Origin of the sequence: Pseudarthrobacter siccitolerans (assembly GCF_030823375.1) — a bacterium.
GTDB classification, from domain to species: domain Bacteria; phylum Actinomycetota; class Actinomycetes; order Actinomycetales; family Micrococcaceae; genus Arthrobacter; species Arthrobacter siccitolerans_A.
Genome location: NZ_JAUSXB010000002.1, coordinates 31,923 through 45,151, shown reverse-complemented (window position 1 = coordinate 45,151; position 13,229 = coordinate 31,923). Strand labels below are relative to the sequence as shown.

Annotated in this window: 12 protein-coding genes and 1 pseudogene; 1 reads left to right on the top strand and 12 read right to left on the bottom strand. The window is 63.4% G+C overall.

All coding sequences use genetic code 11. The features are described from left to right. The first annotated feature begins 732 nt into the window (after nt 1–732). Entirely contained in the window at nt 733–897 is a 165-nt protein-coding gene (locus QFZ36_RS20755; RefSeq protein ID WP_306639359.1) for a hypothetical protein, read from the top strand. 201 nt (nt 898–1,098) lie between these two features. Here QFZ36_RS20755 and QFZ36_RS20750 read toward each other — a convergent pair whose 3' ends face one another. From QFZ36_RS20750 to QFZ36_RS20695, 12 genes and pseudogenes are all read right to left on the bottom strand, one after another. Then, on the bottom strand, nt 1,099–1,581 hold the full coding sequence (locus QFZ36_RS20750; protein WP_306639358.1) for a hypothetical protein: 483 nt from the start codon (nt 1,579–1,581) through the stop codon (nt 1,099–1,101). Between the two features lie 139 nt (nt 1,582–1,720). Next, a pseudogene (locus tag QFZ36_RS20745) lies at nt 1,721–2,149 on the bottom strand (DUF4913 domain-containing protein). A gap of 14 nt (nt 2,150–2,163) precedes the next feature. Further along, a complete protein-coding gene (locus QFZ36_RS20740) occupies nt 2,164–3,933 on the bottom strand; it encodes a type IV secretory system conjugative DNA transfer family protein (protein WP_306639356.1) in 1,770 nt (589 codons plus the stop codon). Then, the gene (locus QFZ36_RS20735; protein ID WP_306639354.1) at nt 3,930–5,387 is read right to left on the bottom strand and encodes a helicase HerA domain-containing protein; all 1,458 of its coding nucleotides are present in this window, start codon (nt 5,385–5,387) and stop codon (nt 3,930–3,932) included. The genes QFZ36_RS20740 and QFZ36_RS20735 overlap by 4 nt, the downstream gene beginning before the upstream one ends. A 134-nt stretch (nt 5,388–5,521) precedes the next feature. Next, nucleotides 5,522–7,030: an SCO6880 family protein gene (locus QFZ36_RS20730; RefSeq protein WP_306639352.1), complete on the bottom strand. Its 1,509-nt coding sequence runs from the start codon at nt 7,028–7,030 to the stop codon at nt 5,522–5,524. Then, nucleotides 7,017–8,279 (bottom strand): hypothetical protein, encoded by a 1,263-nt coding sequence (locus QFZ36_RS20725; RefSeq protein WP_306639351.1) that lies wholly within the window; start codon nt 8,277–8,279, stop codon nt 7,017–7,019. Before QFZ36_RS20725 ends, QFZ36_RS20730 begins: the two co-directional genes overlap by 14 nt. After that, nucleotides 8,276–9,013: a hypothetical protein gene (locus QFZ36_RS20720; protein WP_306639350.1), complete on the bottom strand. Its 738-nt coding sequence runs from the start codon at nt 9,011–9,013 to the stop codon at nt 8,276–8,278. The genes QFZ36_RS20725 and QFZ36_RS20720 overlap by 4 nt, the downstream gene beginning before the upstream one ends. Nucleotides 9,014–9,040: 27 nt before the next feature. Continuing rightward, nucleotides 9,041–9,310 (bottom strand): hypothetical protein, encoded by a 270-nt coding sequence (locus tag QFZ36_RS20715; protein ID WP_306639349.1) that lies wholly within the window; start codon nt 9,308–9,310, stop codon nt 9,041–9,043. 11 nt (nt 9,311–9,321) lie between these two features. Further along, complete coding sequence (locus QFZ36_RS20710) at nt 9,322–9,918, bottom strand: DUF6668 family protein (protein WP_306639348.1); 597 nt, start codon at nt 9,916–9,918, stop codon at nt 9,322–9,324. Nucleotides 9,919–9,953: 35 nt separating this feature from the next. Then, entirely contained in the window at nt 9,954–11,420 is a 1,467-nt protein-coding gene (locus QFZ36_RS20705) for a chromosome partitioning protein ParA (RefSeq protein WP_306639346.1), read from the bottom strand. Between the two features lie 41 nt (nt 11,421–11,461). After that, nucleotides 11,462–11,974 (bottom strand): hypothetical protein, encoded by a 513-nt coding sequence (locus QFZ36_RS20700; protein WP_306639345.1) that lies wholly within the window; start codon nt 11,972–11,974, stop codon nt 11,462–11,464. Then, nucleotides 11,974–13,050 carry a CHAP domain-containing protein gene (locus QFZ36_RS20695; protein WP_306639343.1) on the bottom strand — a complete coding sequence of 359 codons (1,077 nt, stop codon included), beginning with the start codon at nt 13,048–13,050 and terminating at the stop codon, nt 11,974–11,976. Before QFZ36_RS20695 ends, QFZ36_RS20700 begins: the two co-directional genes overlap by 1 nt. Nucleotides 13,051–13,229 lie beyond the last annotated feature (179 nt).

Sequence of the window (13,229 nt, the reverse complement as noted above, 5' to 3'; positions counted from 1 at the left end):
TAACTGTTGCAAGTGTAACGCCAAGTCGACTTTGTCCGTAAAAGTGGGGAGGCCGCGCTTGACAGTCTCCCTTACGGAACTGACAAGCACTGTAGGTTATTTGAACGGCACTCGCCCTGGATACCTAAACTCGCCAGAACCCCCAGGACACCCTCGCCAGTTGGAAGCGAAAAACGCAGACTTCAACTGTGGGCCGCTGCCGGGGCGGATTGAAACATCTACACGTCCGCGTAGGCTCCCTTCGCACATAAGGTGCTCTGCAAAGTAATCCTGGAGTTTGAACCGCAGCCTGATCGAGGTCTGTTGTGGCACATGCAAAGGAAACTGGCAGACGGCCTCAACGCCGTCCGGTCCCAAACAAATGACATCCTGCTCGGCGAAGTGTTCTTTGCAGACAGTAGGAATCCGTTCCCCGAGGGTTGCCGTGCATATCCGAAGGCCAGGCGCTGGCGATAAGGGACGGGAGTCTTTTCGATAGCCGTTAAGCTCGCCCCAAACGCTACTTATCTGACCTGGAGAGCGGCCAACATTCGTTACCTCAGCCTCGATAAACATCGGACCTATCTCGGCTTGTCCCTCAGACACGTAAATATTCTCTAGTTCCTCATCCGAACGTTGCGCAGGCCCGTCCTCCGAGAATTCGAGCAACGCCATGGACCGTTCCGGGTCTTGGCGTAGGTATCCACGTGCGACGAAAAGGGGACCTTCCGCTTTCCATCGATCCTCGGCAGCTTGGAACTCCTTCTGTTGGGTCTCAAGCGCGTTTCGCTGAATGTCGAGTTGATTTTTCTGGGTGTCGAGCTGACCGTTCTGCGCTGCGAGCTGTTCTCGCTGCTGATCCAGGGCGCTCTGTTGGACCATAAAGCCGAGAGTGCTGATGACGAGAGCCAGCGCTGAGATAACTATGGGCGCCCAGACCCTAAAAGGGGCGGCGCGCCCTTGTTGGTCGCCTGTCCCGGATATTTTTTGCTCCTTCATGGAGGAAGGCTACGGGTTTGTAGATCATAGAGGCCACTACATGGGTCTTTTGCCCTGGAAGAGGGGCACCGTGGGGTCGGTGCTTCATGAGGAGGGACCGCCCCACTGCCGCTTATTTGCCTACCAGAGGTGCCAGAGTTTGTGCCACGAAGCTATTACGGCGGGATCCTTAACCGCGGCAACGAGTACAAAAAGAGCGCCCACCACGACAGCGATATAGGAAGCGTCCTCCACTTTGGACCTCCAGTGCGTGTGAGCATCTGATTCGTGTCCACCCGTGAGAAGCGGTTCGGTTTTTGAGATGGCGGCAAACAGGCCACCCAAAGCCAACAGCCCACAGCCCACAACATTGACAAGCGGGCGGGCACCCTCCGGCATCACCGATACAAGGAGAGCCCAAGATGCTATGACCGCCAAGAAGCCGACGATGTAGATTCCCCACATGGGGAACTTCCACGTCTTGTGTAGCCAGAGTGCCACACGTGTGATTGGGGTGGGCCGTTCTGAACGGCCCTTGCCCATGATCTTGCCACCGCCACTGTCATTGGGTTCGCCTGGTTCTTTCAACTCTTTGTTGCCATCGACACCGATTTGATCTGTCACTGCACTTCCTTACCTAGAGCCCAAAAATCGAAAACTGATTCCAAGATGAGACGGAGGGCCCTTCACTTCCCCCCGCTTTCTAAAGTAGCGCGAAGATTTAGTTACTTTTGGGATGAGGGAGCGACAGGGTATTCGAACCCTAGGTTTTAGCATCAGGAAACCAACCTGCTGGTGCTTTTTTTGGTTCCAAATGGTCGGGGTCTCGGTGTTCTTTCATGTCGCAGTTGTAGAACGGGCCTTGTGGGTCGAGAAGGACTCGCATGTGGTGGTCTGCGTGGTCTCGCCACCAGACGCTCATGCCGGTGGCGGGGTCGAGGCGGAGGTGTTCCCAGGCCCGCCACATCGCAGCTACGCGTGAGACGGCTTCCGGGTGGAAGTACCACTCGATGCACCACTTCGCGGACTTCCCGGTCACGCTGCGGACATACGTGGGCAGCAGCTGCTAATGAAGGAACTCCTCAGGCGAACCGTAGACGAGCTCCGGCTTCTTCTCGGTTCTCTCGTCCTCGCTTCCGCCTGGACTGGGCGGGGGTGTGTCCGTATCGAACAACCCAAAATCGTCTGTCATGGCTGGCAGGTTCCTTACTTCGTCACCCAGGGATTGTCGACAGGTGCGGCAGCGGCCGGCACCGCCTCTTCCTCGGGGCGGGGGCTGTACTTCTTGATGGAAGCTTCCACAGCTTCTTTGTGCGGGCCGGTGTACCAAGGCATGGTGCGGACCAGCGTGGCTGGCGCGCCAGAGGAGAGGACGACGGCGCGGCCGCGGTCCAGCTCCGCCAGGTTGGAGACGTCGAAGATCCGTTCCTTGGCTTCCTGGCGGGAGCGGCTGGAACCGGACTTACCGGAGGAGATGGAGACGTTGGTGTAGCTGTAGTCCCCGATGAGGTCGGAGAGGGCGCGGAGGAAGCCTTCTTCGGCGACGCCGCCGCCGTAGACCTTGACGTTCGCAGCGGACCAGATTTTCCGCATGTTCGCCTCGCCCCAGAGTTCGACGCCTTGGGACCAGGACTGCAGGATGCCCATGACGATCAGGCCTTTGGAGCCGTAGTGGCTGAACTGGTCCGGCAGGGCGGCCCAGCGGACCACGTTTGCCAACTCGTCCAAAGCGAACAGTGCCGGTTTGGGCAGGCGGCCGCCGCTGCGTTCGGCCCGTTCCTCCATCGCCTCAGCGATGGCCACCGTCAGTGCGGTGGTGAGCGGGGCGGCTGAGCCGGCCCCTTCCTTGGAGAGGATGTAGATCGTCTCCTGTGAGGCGGCGAAGGCGTGCGGGTTGAACTGGCGGCGGGCATCACCGGCCACGCCTGCGCCGCCTGTCGGGGCGACCCAGCGGAGGGTGTTGCGGCTTTTGAGGCACTGGATCATCTTCTCGGCGGTGCCGAAGATGCCGTCGCGTTGCTTGTCGGCCAGTTCCAGCGTGGACTCCAGGCCTTTGTACTGCAGCTCGTAGTCGTGGGCTTTGAGGATGTTGATCGGTTCGCGGTTGACCTGTTCGGTCACCCACAGGTAGACCTGCGTGATGGGAAGCCCGCCGAGTGCGGCCGCGAGGAAGTACGAAGAGAGAATGTCTTCGGCTTTGGGATCGAAGTAGGCGTCCGGCTTGGACCCTGGGACCCGGGAACCGACCGAGAAGTGCTGGGTGAGTTTGTAGGCCTTTTCTTCGTCGGTGACGTAGGACAGCGGGTTCCACCACCAGTCCGGTTCTTCCTGGGCGATCTTCTGCGGATCGAACACCCACACCGGGGCCACGTTCTCGCGGACGCCACGGGTACCGTCCACGACGTCGCGCTTGTTCGAGGTAGAGACAACGGCGCCGGGTGCGTCCAGGATGGCGGGCATCACCCGGGAGGTGGACTTACCCGTTCGGGGTCCCCAGATGTCGAGGCTGAGGTCTTCCCATGACTGGACGAACTTTTGGCCGGTGGAGACCACCTTGCCGACGACGATCCCGGGATTGTCCTTGATACCGAGACGTTCGGCTTTGGCCTGTGCGCCCTTCTCGGAGAAAGCGGCCAGGGACTTCCCGCGGCCCAGGTAGCGGGCGGCCTTGTCCACGCGGGCACGCTTGGACGCGCCCTTCCGCCACGCAATCAGCACGACGATAGCCAGCGCCAGGATCACGCCGGCCATAAGGCACGCCGCGACCGTGGCCTGGATAGGCCAGGGCACCTTGCCCTTGATCAGCCCGGCGACCAGGTCAATCGGGTGGGCAGGGGGTGCGTCAATGCCTGCCATCCATGAGCCGAGGTGCGCGGCGGCGTAGGTGCCGCCGCCGAAGATGACGATGGCGCCGATGGCGAGCCAGACGAGCAGGGCATCTTCGAGGCCCATTCCTTTGCGGTTCGGTGCACTCACAGCGCGCCTCCTTCTGTCAGCAGCGTTGGTGCTGCCGGGTCCATGAGCGTTTCGGCTGGTGGGTGCCAGCGGGTGTCGGTGTCGTTCAGGCCGTCGTTTTTCTCGATGGAGGTCAGTCCGATCTGGACGGGGATTCCCGGGCGGCCGCCGACTTTGATGAGGAACTTGCCCCGGCCCGGGGGTTCGACGTCGAGGCCGCGCGAGTCCCAGGCGGGCGGGTCCTGCCATGAAATGAGCTTCTGCTGCTCCTGCCGGGACAGCGGAATCGCTGAGGTCAGCAGCGGCATCTCTGAGGCAGGCAGGCCGCCACAGATCACCATGCCGGAGCGTTCGACGAAGCCGCGGGCTTTCATCCGGTCCTCTTCTGCCGGCAGTGCCAGCAGGTCGGACATGGTGTGGGAAATCATGATCTGTCCAACGCCCACAGAGCGGTTCAGGCGGGTCAGGGCGTCCACCCTGTCGACCATGCCCTTGCCGGAGCGCAGCGCCCGCCACAGCTCGTCCAGGACCACGAAGTAGTTCCGGCGCGGTTCCAGACCAGCGTCGGCGAGGGTGTTGGCGACGTTCACTGTTCCGAATCCGTAGGACCAGCACGCCAGCAGCACGGCAGCCTGGAGGTCGGTTTCGGTTTCGTCGATGCTGGAGACATCGAAGACGACGGCGCGGTCCCTCTTCATGGGGTTGGTGGTCTGCCGGGAGAAGATTTCTCCCAGCTTTCCTCCCCCGGTCAGGCCCAGCAGGGTCGCTTCCAGCGCCCGGGTCTCCTGCAGGTAGACGTTCATGTCGCCACGGTCCAAAGCGACCTGCCGCAGCTCATCCGGGGCGGAGACGATGACGTCCAGCAGGTCTTTCAGGACCGGGATGCCGTCGAACCGGTCATCGAGGACCCGCAGGGCCCGGTCCAGGATGGTTTGTTCTTGGTCTGTGGGCGGATTGTTCCTGCTGATGGTGATCAGTGAGACGACCATGTTCAGGCGTCGACCATGCGCATCGGCACGGACCCGGGTGGCCGCTTCGTGGTGGCCGTGGTCCTCGAGGAGCTGGGCGACCTCGACGGCCTGGCCCGGATCAAGAATGTTCAGGTACCCGACGCCGCGGCCGAGCTTGATCACCTGCCCGCCCAGAGCTTCAACAGCTTTGACGTGCTCGCCTTTCAGGTCACCGAGAACCAATGGGTTGACGCCTTGGGCCGCGAGGCCCAGGAACATGCGGCGGACCAGAGTGGACTTTCCCAGCCCGGGTTTGCCGAGAATGAAAGCGGAAGGGTTGGAGATGAGGCGTGCACGCTGGAACCAGCTGATCGGGTCACAGCAGACCGTGGCCTGGGTTTCCTCGTGCCGACCCAGCGGGACGCCGATCATGGGTGAGGACGCACCTGAGGAGAACGGCCACAGCCCGCAGACCTGGACAGTGGTTCCCCGGTACTCCTTCACGGACGGGACGAGCTGGGCCATGCCGCCGCCACGACCGGACCAACCACGGGCACCCGGCCCGGCCTCGCGTGGCTGCTTAGCAGCCTTTTTTGGCGCGCCCTTTGCTGGCATTACTGTCTTTACTGTCATTGACGTTAAGAGGTTTTTGAGTGCCATTAGAGTGCGTCCTTGATTTCGGAGGGGACCATGCTGTGCTTGGGCAGGACGAGTCCCAGCGGCAGGGACGCCGCGAAGGCGGTGTCCTGCGCGCCGTAGGCGCGGCGCAGGAGCACCCGGGCCGTGCCGGAGGTCTGTTCAATGGCGGCAACGGCATCAGGCAACCGTTCCTTGTCGGTCACGGTGGCGGTGACGACCATTCCGAAGTTCACCAGGCCGGCGCCGCGGGCTTCTTCCTGGGCTGTCTGCACGGCGGAACGGGCATCGACCAAGGCCCTTGCGCTGGGCCGGGTTCCGGAGGTGATGCGGACGTTGGCGTTGTTCTGGTCCCGCTCGACCACGGTGGCTGCTTTCGCGGAATCCATCGGACGGTACAGCAGGGATACGCGTTTGCGGTCAATGTCCCCGTGCGGGGCCAGCAACCGGGACAGAACCGAGGAGTTCACGGAACCGCGGGGGGCGCCTGTCATGGTCCAAGAGACCGAGAACGCGGAATCGTGGCGGTAGTCGTCCCAGCTTGCCTGCGTCGCGGTGGGGCCGACCTCACCCCAGGTCAGGGCAACGGGGGAACCGGCGGCGTGGGCTTCATCAATGATCAGAGCGGCAGGCGGGTCGTAGGCGATGCGCACGACCTCGCAGAGTTCCTGCGCGGACATCGGGCGGGCGATACCGGCACCGGTGGACTGCAGCCGGGCCGAGAGGCCCGGGATCCGGGAGGCGAGGTCACGGGCAACGTCTTCGGGTGTGCGCTTCTTGGAACCGGCCCGCAGGGAGGCGTTGAAGGTCAGGGACACCCAGGCGCGGACGGTGGCTGATCCTTCCGGGTAGGTGTCAACGACTTCGCGCAGGATCGCCTGGGCGAATTCCGGTGCGTTGGCGTCGATGTTCATCTCGACTTCGTTCCGGAGCCGGTACCCGGAATCGGGGGCGGTCTCCACCGTGACGGCCGCGGCGTCAAGTCCGGCCTCGTCGGCCAGGCCGGCCAGCCAGCCGCCCCAGTTAGCGACCCATGCGTCGACCTGCTCAGGATCCACCAGCGAGGCTCCATCGGGTTCGGTGGAGAAGATGACGGTGAAGTGGCTGGTGGCCGGCACGTGCAGCATGGCGAACGGGCGCTTGTAGGAGTCGGTGAACTCGTACAGGGCCGATTTCGCGGCCAGGCCGGGGAGCTGGTACATGCCCCACTCGGTCACCCCCAGCGGGCCGGAGCGGTAGAGGTTCGTTCCAGAGGACTTGGAGAGCCGAAAGGTCATCCTGGTGCCAAACCGGTCTACGACGGACTGGCCGTGCTTGTCCTTGACCGTGAGCAACAGGGCGCTGGCCCCGGCGAGGGCGAGGACAGCGAGGCCCGGGAACAGGCCCCAGATAGCGAAGGTGGTGATGCCCATCAACAGGCCGGCCATGACAATTCCGGTGCCGATGGCGCCGAGGTTGCCCAGGCCGGCAGAGCGCGGCACGCGCCAGTTGCCGTAGGACGGTTCCTTATATTCGGTGTTAATTGCTGCCACTGGGGCCCTCCCCGGTTGAATCCTGCGCGGTCTTTTCAATTGCCTGCGACGTCCTGGACGCCACCTGCGCCCCGGCGGCTAGAGCCATGCCGGCCGGGCCAGCTGCTGCTGCCCCACCGCTTGCCCCTGCCGCTGCTCCTGCGGTGCCTGCTTTGCCTGCGGCCGCAGCGCCAGCGGCTCCGCCCGGACCCGTAACACCGGGGGTGGGCTGGCCTCCCCCGCCCCGGGGACCAGACGCTCCGTCACTGCCTTTCGGCGAAGCACCGGTGGAAGTGCTCTGCGTACTGGCCGTAGTGCTTGTTGTCGCGGGGATTGGCGCGGCATTGCCTCGTCCGCTGCCGCCGCGGCCCAGGGACACGGCACCGGTGGCCATCGCACCAACGGCAGCCCCGGCTGCAGCGCCGCTGCCCGAGGCCACGGCTCCAACCATTGGCGTTACGAACCGCATCAACGCCGGAAGTGCGAATAGGGCAACGATCATCAGCGTGAAGCCTGTGATTGAGCCGACCAAGGCGTCCTGCCCGGTGGTGTTGCCCATCAAGAGGAATGCGACGGAGTACACGATGGCTGCCGCGGGCTTGTAAAGAATGAAAGCGATGGTCCAGCCAATTGCTTTCTGGAACCACTGCCTGCCCATCTCAGTGTTGGTGAACGCGGCCGTGGTGGGCAGAATGCCCGCCAGGATTACCAACATGCCGCTCCGGACCACCATGAGGACGATCTGGACCAGTGAAGCAATCAATCCGATCAGGCCTAGGACGATGAGGATGAATACTCCAACCTCCGTTTGGCCGGTCATGACAAGAACGCTCATCGACTGAGCAAAGCCCTTCCCGTCCGTGGAACGCTCGATGATGGCGGCCGAAAAAGTATCTGCGGCAATTACCAAAATTGAGATGACTCCCAGGCCAAGGCCGGACACCAGGGTGAGGGTCAGCAGCGAACGGAGCAGGTCCTTGAGCGGTGCACCGCGTTGTTCCCAGATCATCCGGATGCCGCCGATGATGACGGCGAGGACCGCCAGCGTCAGCGTCCAAGTCATCAGCTCGCTGTTGACTATCGAGACCACGGAACTTGGCCCAGTCCTGTCCTCGCTGATCAGGTTCACCGTGGGCATTGAAACCCAGAAGGTAGACAGAGTCGTCACCATCTGACTCATGCCCTCCATGATGGCCTTCGCCATGTTTCCCATAGCGTCGTCCGCGATCCCGGCTATCCAATCGCCTGCCGGGTTCCATGCGGGCTTCATGCTCCACTCCATGGGATGAAGCCTGAAAGATCACGGATTTGGCGTGGTTCTTCCAACGGAGCACCGTTGTCGGCCACGACCCCTTTCCAGTCGCCGTCCTGCCAAAGCAGCGTGGTTCTCACAGAAGCCAGCGCACCATTGTCTGCCTTGAATGCCAGTTCAACGACAGCCTGGTTCGCCGTGTACGAAACGTTGAAGCCGGCTATCTGGATCTTCACGGACGAAGATGGGGCGGCGGTTTGTGGCGCCTTCATACCTGCGTCACGGCCAGGTCCCTTAGCTGCGAGCTGTTCGGCGATGGCTCGCTCTTTGGAGGGATCACTGCCCAGCGCCCACAGGTTGACCGCAGCATATAGCGCACCTGTAGGCGTATGGGCGAAGCAGGACCTGATGCCTTGATCGTCGGTCTTACCTGGCCCAACCTTGACATCAGTTGGGGCAGCCATGGTTCCTACGAGTTCCCATTTCGTCTCTGGCGCGGAGCCCAGCGCGGTTTCCGAAGTTGCAGGAAGCCCGCAGATGCTCTCGCCAGCAGCTGAAGCACTGGGACTGGCCTCGGCTGTGCTGCTGGTTTCTGCCGGAGCAGGGGTCGGCTGAGCGTTGCCCTGTCCTTTGGGGAGAAGGAAGATCACGATGGTTGCTGCGATCAGCGCAACCACCAGCGCGGCCGCAATGATGAAACCGGGCTTGGTGAACGGATTGCTTTCGGTGGTGCTATCTGTTGACTGGCTCACGGTGAACCTCCCGTTGTTGGTGCTGGCTTAGACGAACGCGCGGACGATGCCGGCGGCACCGGTGATGATGATGCAGCCCATCAGGACCCAGCCGAGCTTGCCGATGGCCTGTGCGCCTTCGCCCCGCTGGAGCTGGATCACCATGCCGATGCCGACGATGATCACGCCAAGTACGCCCAGGACCAGGCCGATGCCGGAGGCCCAGTTCAGGACCAGAAGCAGCCCGTCTGCCTCTGCCGGGATGGTCGGGGTGGGGTTGGGGATGACACCGGTTGCAAGTGCGGAGAAGTAGTTCATGGTGAGACCTTTCAGTGAGCGGTTGTGGTGTTGGTAGCTAAGGTGGCTATGTCAGTAATGAAGCGTTGAAATTCGCGGGGCGGGGCCGTGGTGTCCCCGTGCCGCCAGGCTTCTACCCAGGGCAGGGTCCAGAGCCGGGGCGCCCCCCCGCCCACGATTGAGGCAAACTCCCGCAGCGCCTTCGGAGTCTTCCCCGGTGCGTCAGCAAGGACGGCGAGGCCAAGCAGGTCAACTTCCGGTGTGGCTCCTGACACCCATTGGGTCAGCGCACTTCTGGCGGCTGTCAGGCCGCGCATGTCTGCGCGGCACACCAGCAGCACCCGTGGCTCGCTTCCGTCTTGGAGGACGGGCCAGCAGTGATCGGTGGCACGTGCACCTAGGAGGTCAGCGATTCTGTTTTCGCCCGCTCCCCCGTGTGCGCCGATGATCCACAATGCGGCGGAACCGCTCATGGTGCGGCGGGCCAGTCTGTCGGTTGCGTCGGGTTCGACCATTCCCTTCAGAGGCGCACTGATGACTGCCGCCGGCGGCATATACGTATCCGTTGTTTCCTCTTCCGCAGTTTCCGTGGCGGGGCTGGTGATCCAGGGGTTCAGGGACTGTTGCATAGTTCCTCCTTTCGAAAGTCCGGATCAAGGTGGGTTTAGAAGCCTTTGGCGACGGCGGCCGCGGCCGCCAGCCATGCCCGCTGGGTGGCCGGCTGCAGGGCTTCATAGCGGATGGGGCCGTTGACCAGTGCCGGATCGTAAGGAATCCGGACGACGGCCCGGACGAACGGTTCAAAGCCGTCCGCAATCCGCTGGGCCTCGTCCTTGGCCCGCTTCAAGGCATCCCCTGACATGGCCCGCTTCGCGTCAGTGGACTCAGAGACGATCACGACGGCGTTGCGGGCCAGCTCGGCATCGTGGCCACCACGGGATTCGAGGGTCTGCAGCGTCAGCCGAGCGGCTTCCGCGCGGTCCTCAATGGCCGTCACAGGCACGACGAGCTGGTTGGTGTGATGGATCATCCGGCGCCAGTTAGCCGCCCGGGCGGTGTTGCCCGAGTCCATGACCACCAACCGGTAATAGCGGGTGAGGACCTGGTGGGCGATGTCGACTTCCTCAGCGGTGACTTCGTGGTCGCCTTCCTCGTTCTCATCCGAGCGCAGGACATCGAACTTGTCTGCGGTCTGGTGGTGGACGAACTTGGCAATCTCGGCCGCGTTCGTTGACGGGGAGAGCAGTTCGGTCGAGGAATCAATCAGGTCCAGGACACTCCGGTCATGGGCACCCTTTTCCGTCCGCCACCCCAGCGTGCCTTGGGACTCATTGTTATCCCAGGCGACGGTCGCGGCACCGCTGTAGCGAGCAAGGATGGCCGAAAGCATGACCACGGTGGGGGTCTTGTTCGCACCGCCCTTGCGGTTGACCACCGCTATGGTCCGGGGGCCCGGCCAGTGCTGGCTGACCGTGCGGATATCCTCCCGCTCGGAAAGCTCTTCCGCGGACGGGTCCATCCGGAAGCCAAGGCGCGTGAGCGCACCCCGCCAACCCTGCGTGGCCGGCTCCAGAACCGGGGCGCTGACCAGGAACGAAGTTTCCTTCAAGCTGCGCCGCGTCGGCGGTGCTTCCTCCGTGACCACTGCCGTCTCCGGCACCGAGGTGGCCGGCATGTCCGTCGTCTCTGACGCGACGGGATTCGGCGGCCACGGCTGTCGGTCCACCGCGGCGACGGCGGCAGCAGTGGGCTCTGCCGGAGCATCCACAGGCTCAGGAACAGGAGCTTGAACGGTGTCAATGACGGTGGGAGCTGGCGTCTCGGGCGCGGGGTCCGGTGCCCTGCGCCGGGCGGGGCGTGCCTCGTAGGAGACGGATTCAATCCTGTTGTCCGGGTGCACGATGAGTTCGCCGTGCCCTTCGGGATCCTCGATCTGAACTCTGACGGGACGGTTCAGCGTCTGTGCCTCGCCCACGACGAGGGCCAGGGCGTTGTTGCGGAGGTCCTGCAGGGATTCCCCGGCCGGGACGATGCGGGAGTTACCGGCGACGACGACCTCAGCGGTTCCGTTGTCCCGGACGATGGCCCTGATGTTTGGAAAGGCCAGGACCTCGGTTGATGTGGTGCTCATGGGCTTCTTCCTTACGTGTGTGAGATGGAGGGTTCCGGCGCTTAGGACGAGGGGGGTGTGAAGCGGTTGACCTTCCACGGGTCTTCCTTGCCCGTGCGGAGCAGCTGCACCGTGTAGGTCCCGGCGTCGGTGGGTACCGCTGCCATGACCCCGTAGCCGTTGGCTTCATCGACGCTCAGCGTTGCCGGGCCGGTGACGCGGCTGGCGGGAATGTTGGCCGGATCCACGGCCGAGTAGTCGGCAGTGGCCCGCGGAGTCAGCCAGCGGGCAAGATCGTTGGCCCACTGCTTTTCCTCCACGCCAGGGCGGGCAAAGTCCGCCATGGCCTTTTCAGCGACGTCTACGGCAGCGTCCTTACTGGACTCATCCCAGGTGATGCCGATCGTTGCCGGCACCGGGCCCCCCGGAGCCTGCGGGCCGCTACTGGCGCTCAGCGAAACGGGCGCGGAAGGCGTAACTGTCGTGGGCTCGGCAGGTGCAGGCGTGGTGTTCGCTGCCGGTGCGCACGCGGCGCAGAGCAGGGCCACTGCGATCAGGGCCAGGGGCTTCTTCATTACTTCTCCTCTTGGGTGGGCAGGTACAAGAACGCTGATGGGACATCACTGCTGACGGTCCGGGTGTAGTAGTTGTGGTCATCCGGAGGCGGATTGCCGTTGTAGCCCTCTTCGACGTAGGTCCCGTCGTCCTTGACTTCCTTCACCACGGCGACGTGACCGAAAGTCGGGTCCGCTCCCCCGGCGCCGGGCGCGTACCAGACGACCGCCCCAACACGGGGAACGGAACCGGTGGGCCAACCTTTGGCGTCCCAGCCGGCCTTCCACGTCACGGCAGAGCCCAAGCGCTGGCCGTCGGGGCGAAACATGCCGTTGACGAACTTGAACGGTTCACCGGTGGACCCCATCTGCTGATTCACCCGCCATAGAGCGAAGTCCACGCACTCCCGGTAGTAAAAGTTCAACGGCGAAGTGCTGGCGTCGTTGGCTCCGACCTGAACCCAGGTCGGAGAGTCCTTCCACGGGTAGTCATCCCCGGCACCGGACTTCCCCGGGATTGCGCAGTCGCTGCCTTGCAGTGAGAACGTGCCGTCCGAGAGCGCCTGGACGAGCTTGACGGCCTCCGGCCAGTACTTCTGGTAGTGGTACGGGTCGGCGTTGCGCTGCACCTTGTTGCCGGCAAGGGTCGGCTCTAGCAGCTCCCAGCCCTCGACCTTCTGCAGGGCCTTCATGAAGTTCGTGGCACTGATGGTCGGGTCCATGCGGTCTGAATAGGATCCCCACGCGCCGTTGTCGCGCTGCTGAAACAAGCCACGGGAATCAGGGCCCGGTCCGTCGCCGTAGTCCAGGACCCGCAGGCCCGACTCCCCCAGCGCCACCATGACGCTGATCATCTGGCCCTTCACGGACAGGTCCAGAGCCTTACCGGCGCCCATGATCGCCGCGGCGTACTTCAACTGCTCCGCGGTGTAGCCCTCGACCTTGGTGTCGGCGTCGATGACAACAGAGACGGCCGGACCGCACGTCGCGGCAGCAGGCTTCGCGGGGGCGAGCAGCAGGAGCATGGAGAAGATCAGCCCGAAGAACAGCCCGGGGATGGCAAGGACGGCCACCAGGCCAAGCGATTTACGCTGCATTACGACAGGCCCTTTGTGCAGTACCTGGTGGGCCAGCGGGCGGCAAACCGCAACGTGGTCATCGTGCTTTCCCCCAATTTGAAATGGTCTTCGCGCTGAAGACGAACAGCTTCTACCCCGAGCATAGCGGGCAATTTAATTAGCCGCTACCGTATTGTCATGCGAGCACACGTGCGGGT

Excerpts from the sequence above, each read along its gene's own strand:
- QFZ36_RS20715 (WP_306639349.1), bottom strand. The coding sequence starts at position 9,310 with ATGAACTACTTCTCCGCACTTGCAACCGGTGTCATCCCCAACCCCACC.
- QFZ36_RS20710 (WP_306639348.1), bottom strand. The coding sequence starts at position 9,918 with ATGCAACAGTCCCTGAACCCCTGGATCACCAGCCCCGCCACGGAAACT.
- QFZ36_RS20695 (WP_306639343.1), bottom strand. The coding sequence starts at position 13,050 with ATGCAGCGTAAATCGCTTGGCCTGGTGGCCGTCCTTGCCATCCCCGGG.
- QFZ36_RS20735 (WP_306639354.1), bottom strand. The coding sequence starts at position 5,387 with ATGGCCCAGCTCGTCCCGTCCGTGAAGGAGTACCGGGGAACCACTGTC.
- QFZ36_RS20725 (WP_306639351.1), bottom strand. The coding sequence starts at position 8,279 with ATGAAGCCCGCATGGAACCCGGCAGGCGATTGGATAGCCGGGATCGCG.
- QFZ36_RS20700 (WP_306639345.1), bottom strand. The coding sequence starts at position 11,974 with ATGAAGAAGCCCCTGGCCCTGATCGCAGTGGCCCTGCTCTGCGCCGCG.
- QFZ36_RS20705 (WP_306639346.1), bottom strand. The coding sequence starts at position 11,420 with ATGAGCACCACATCAACCGAGGTCCTGGCCTTTCCAAACATCAGGGCC.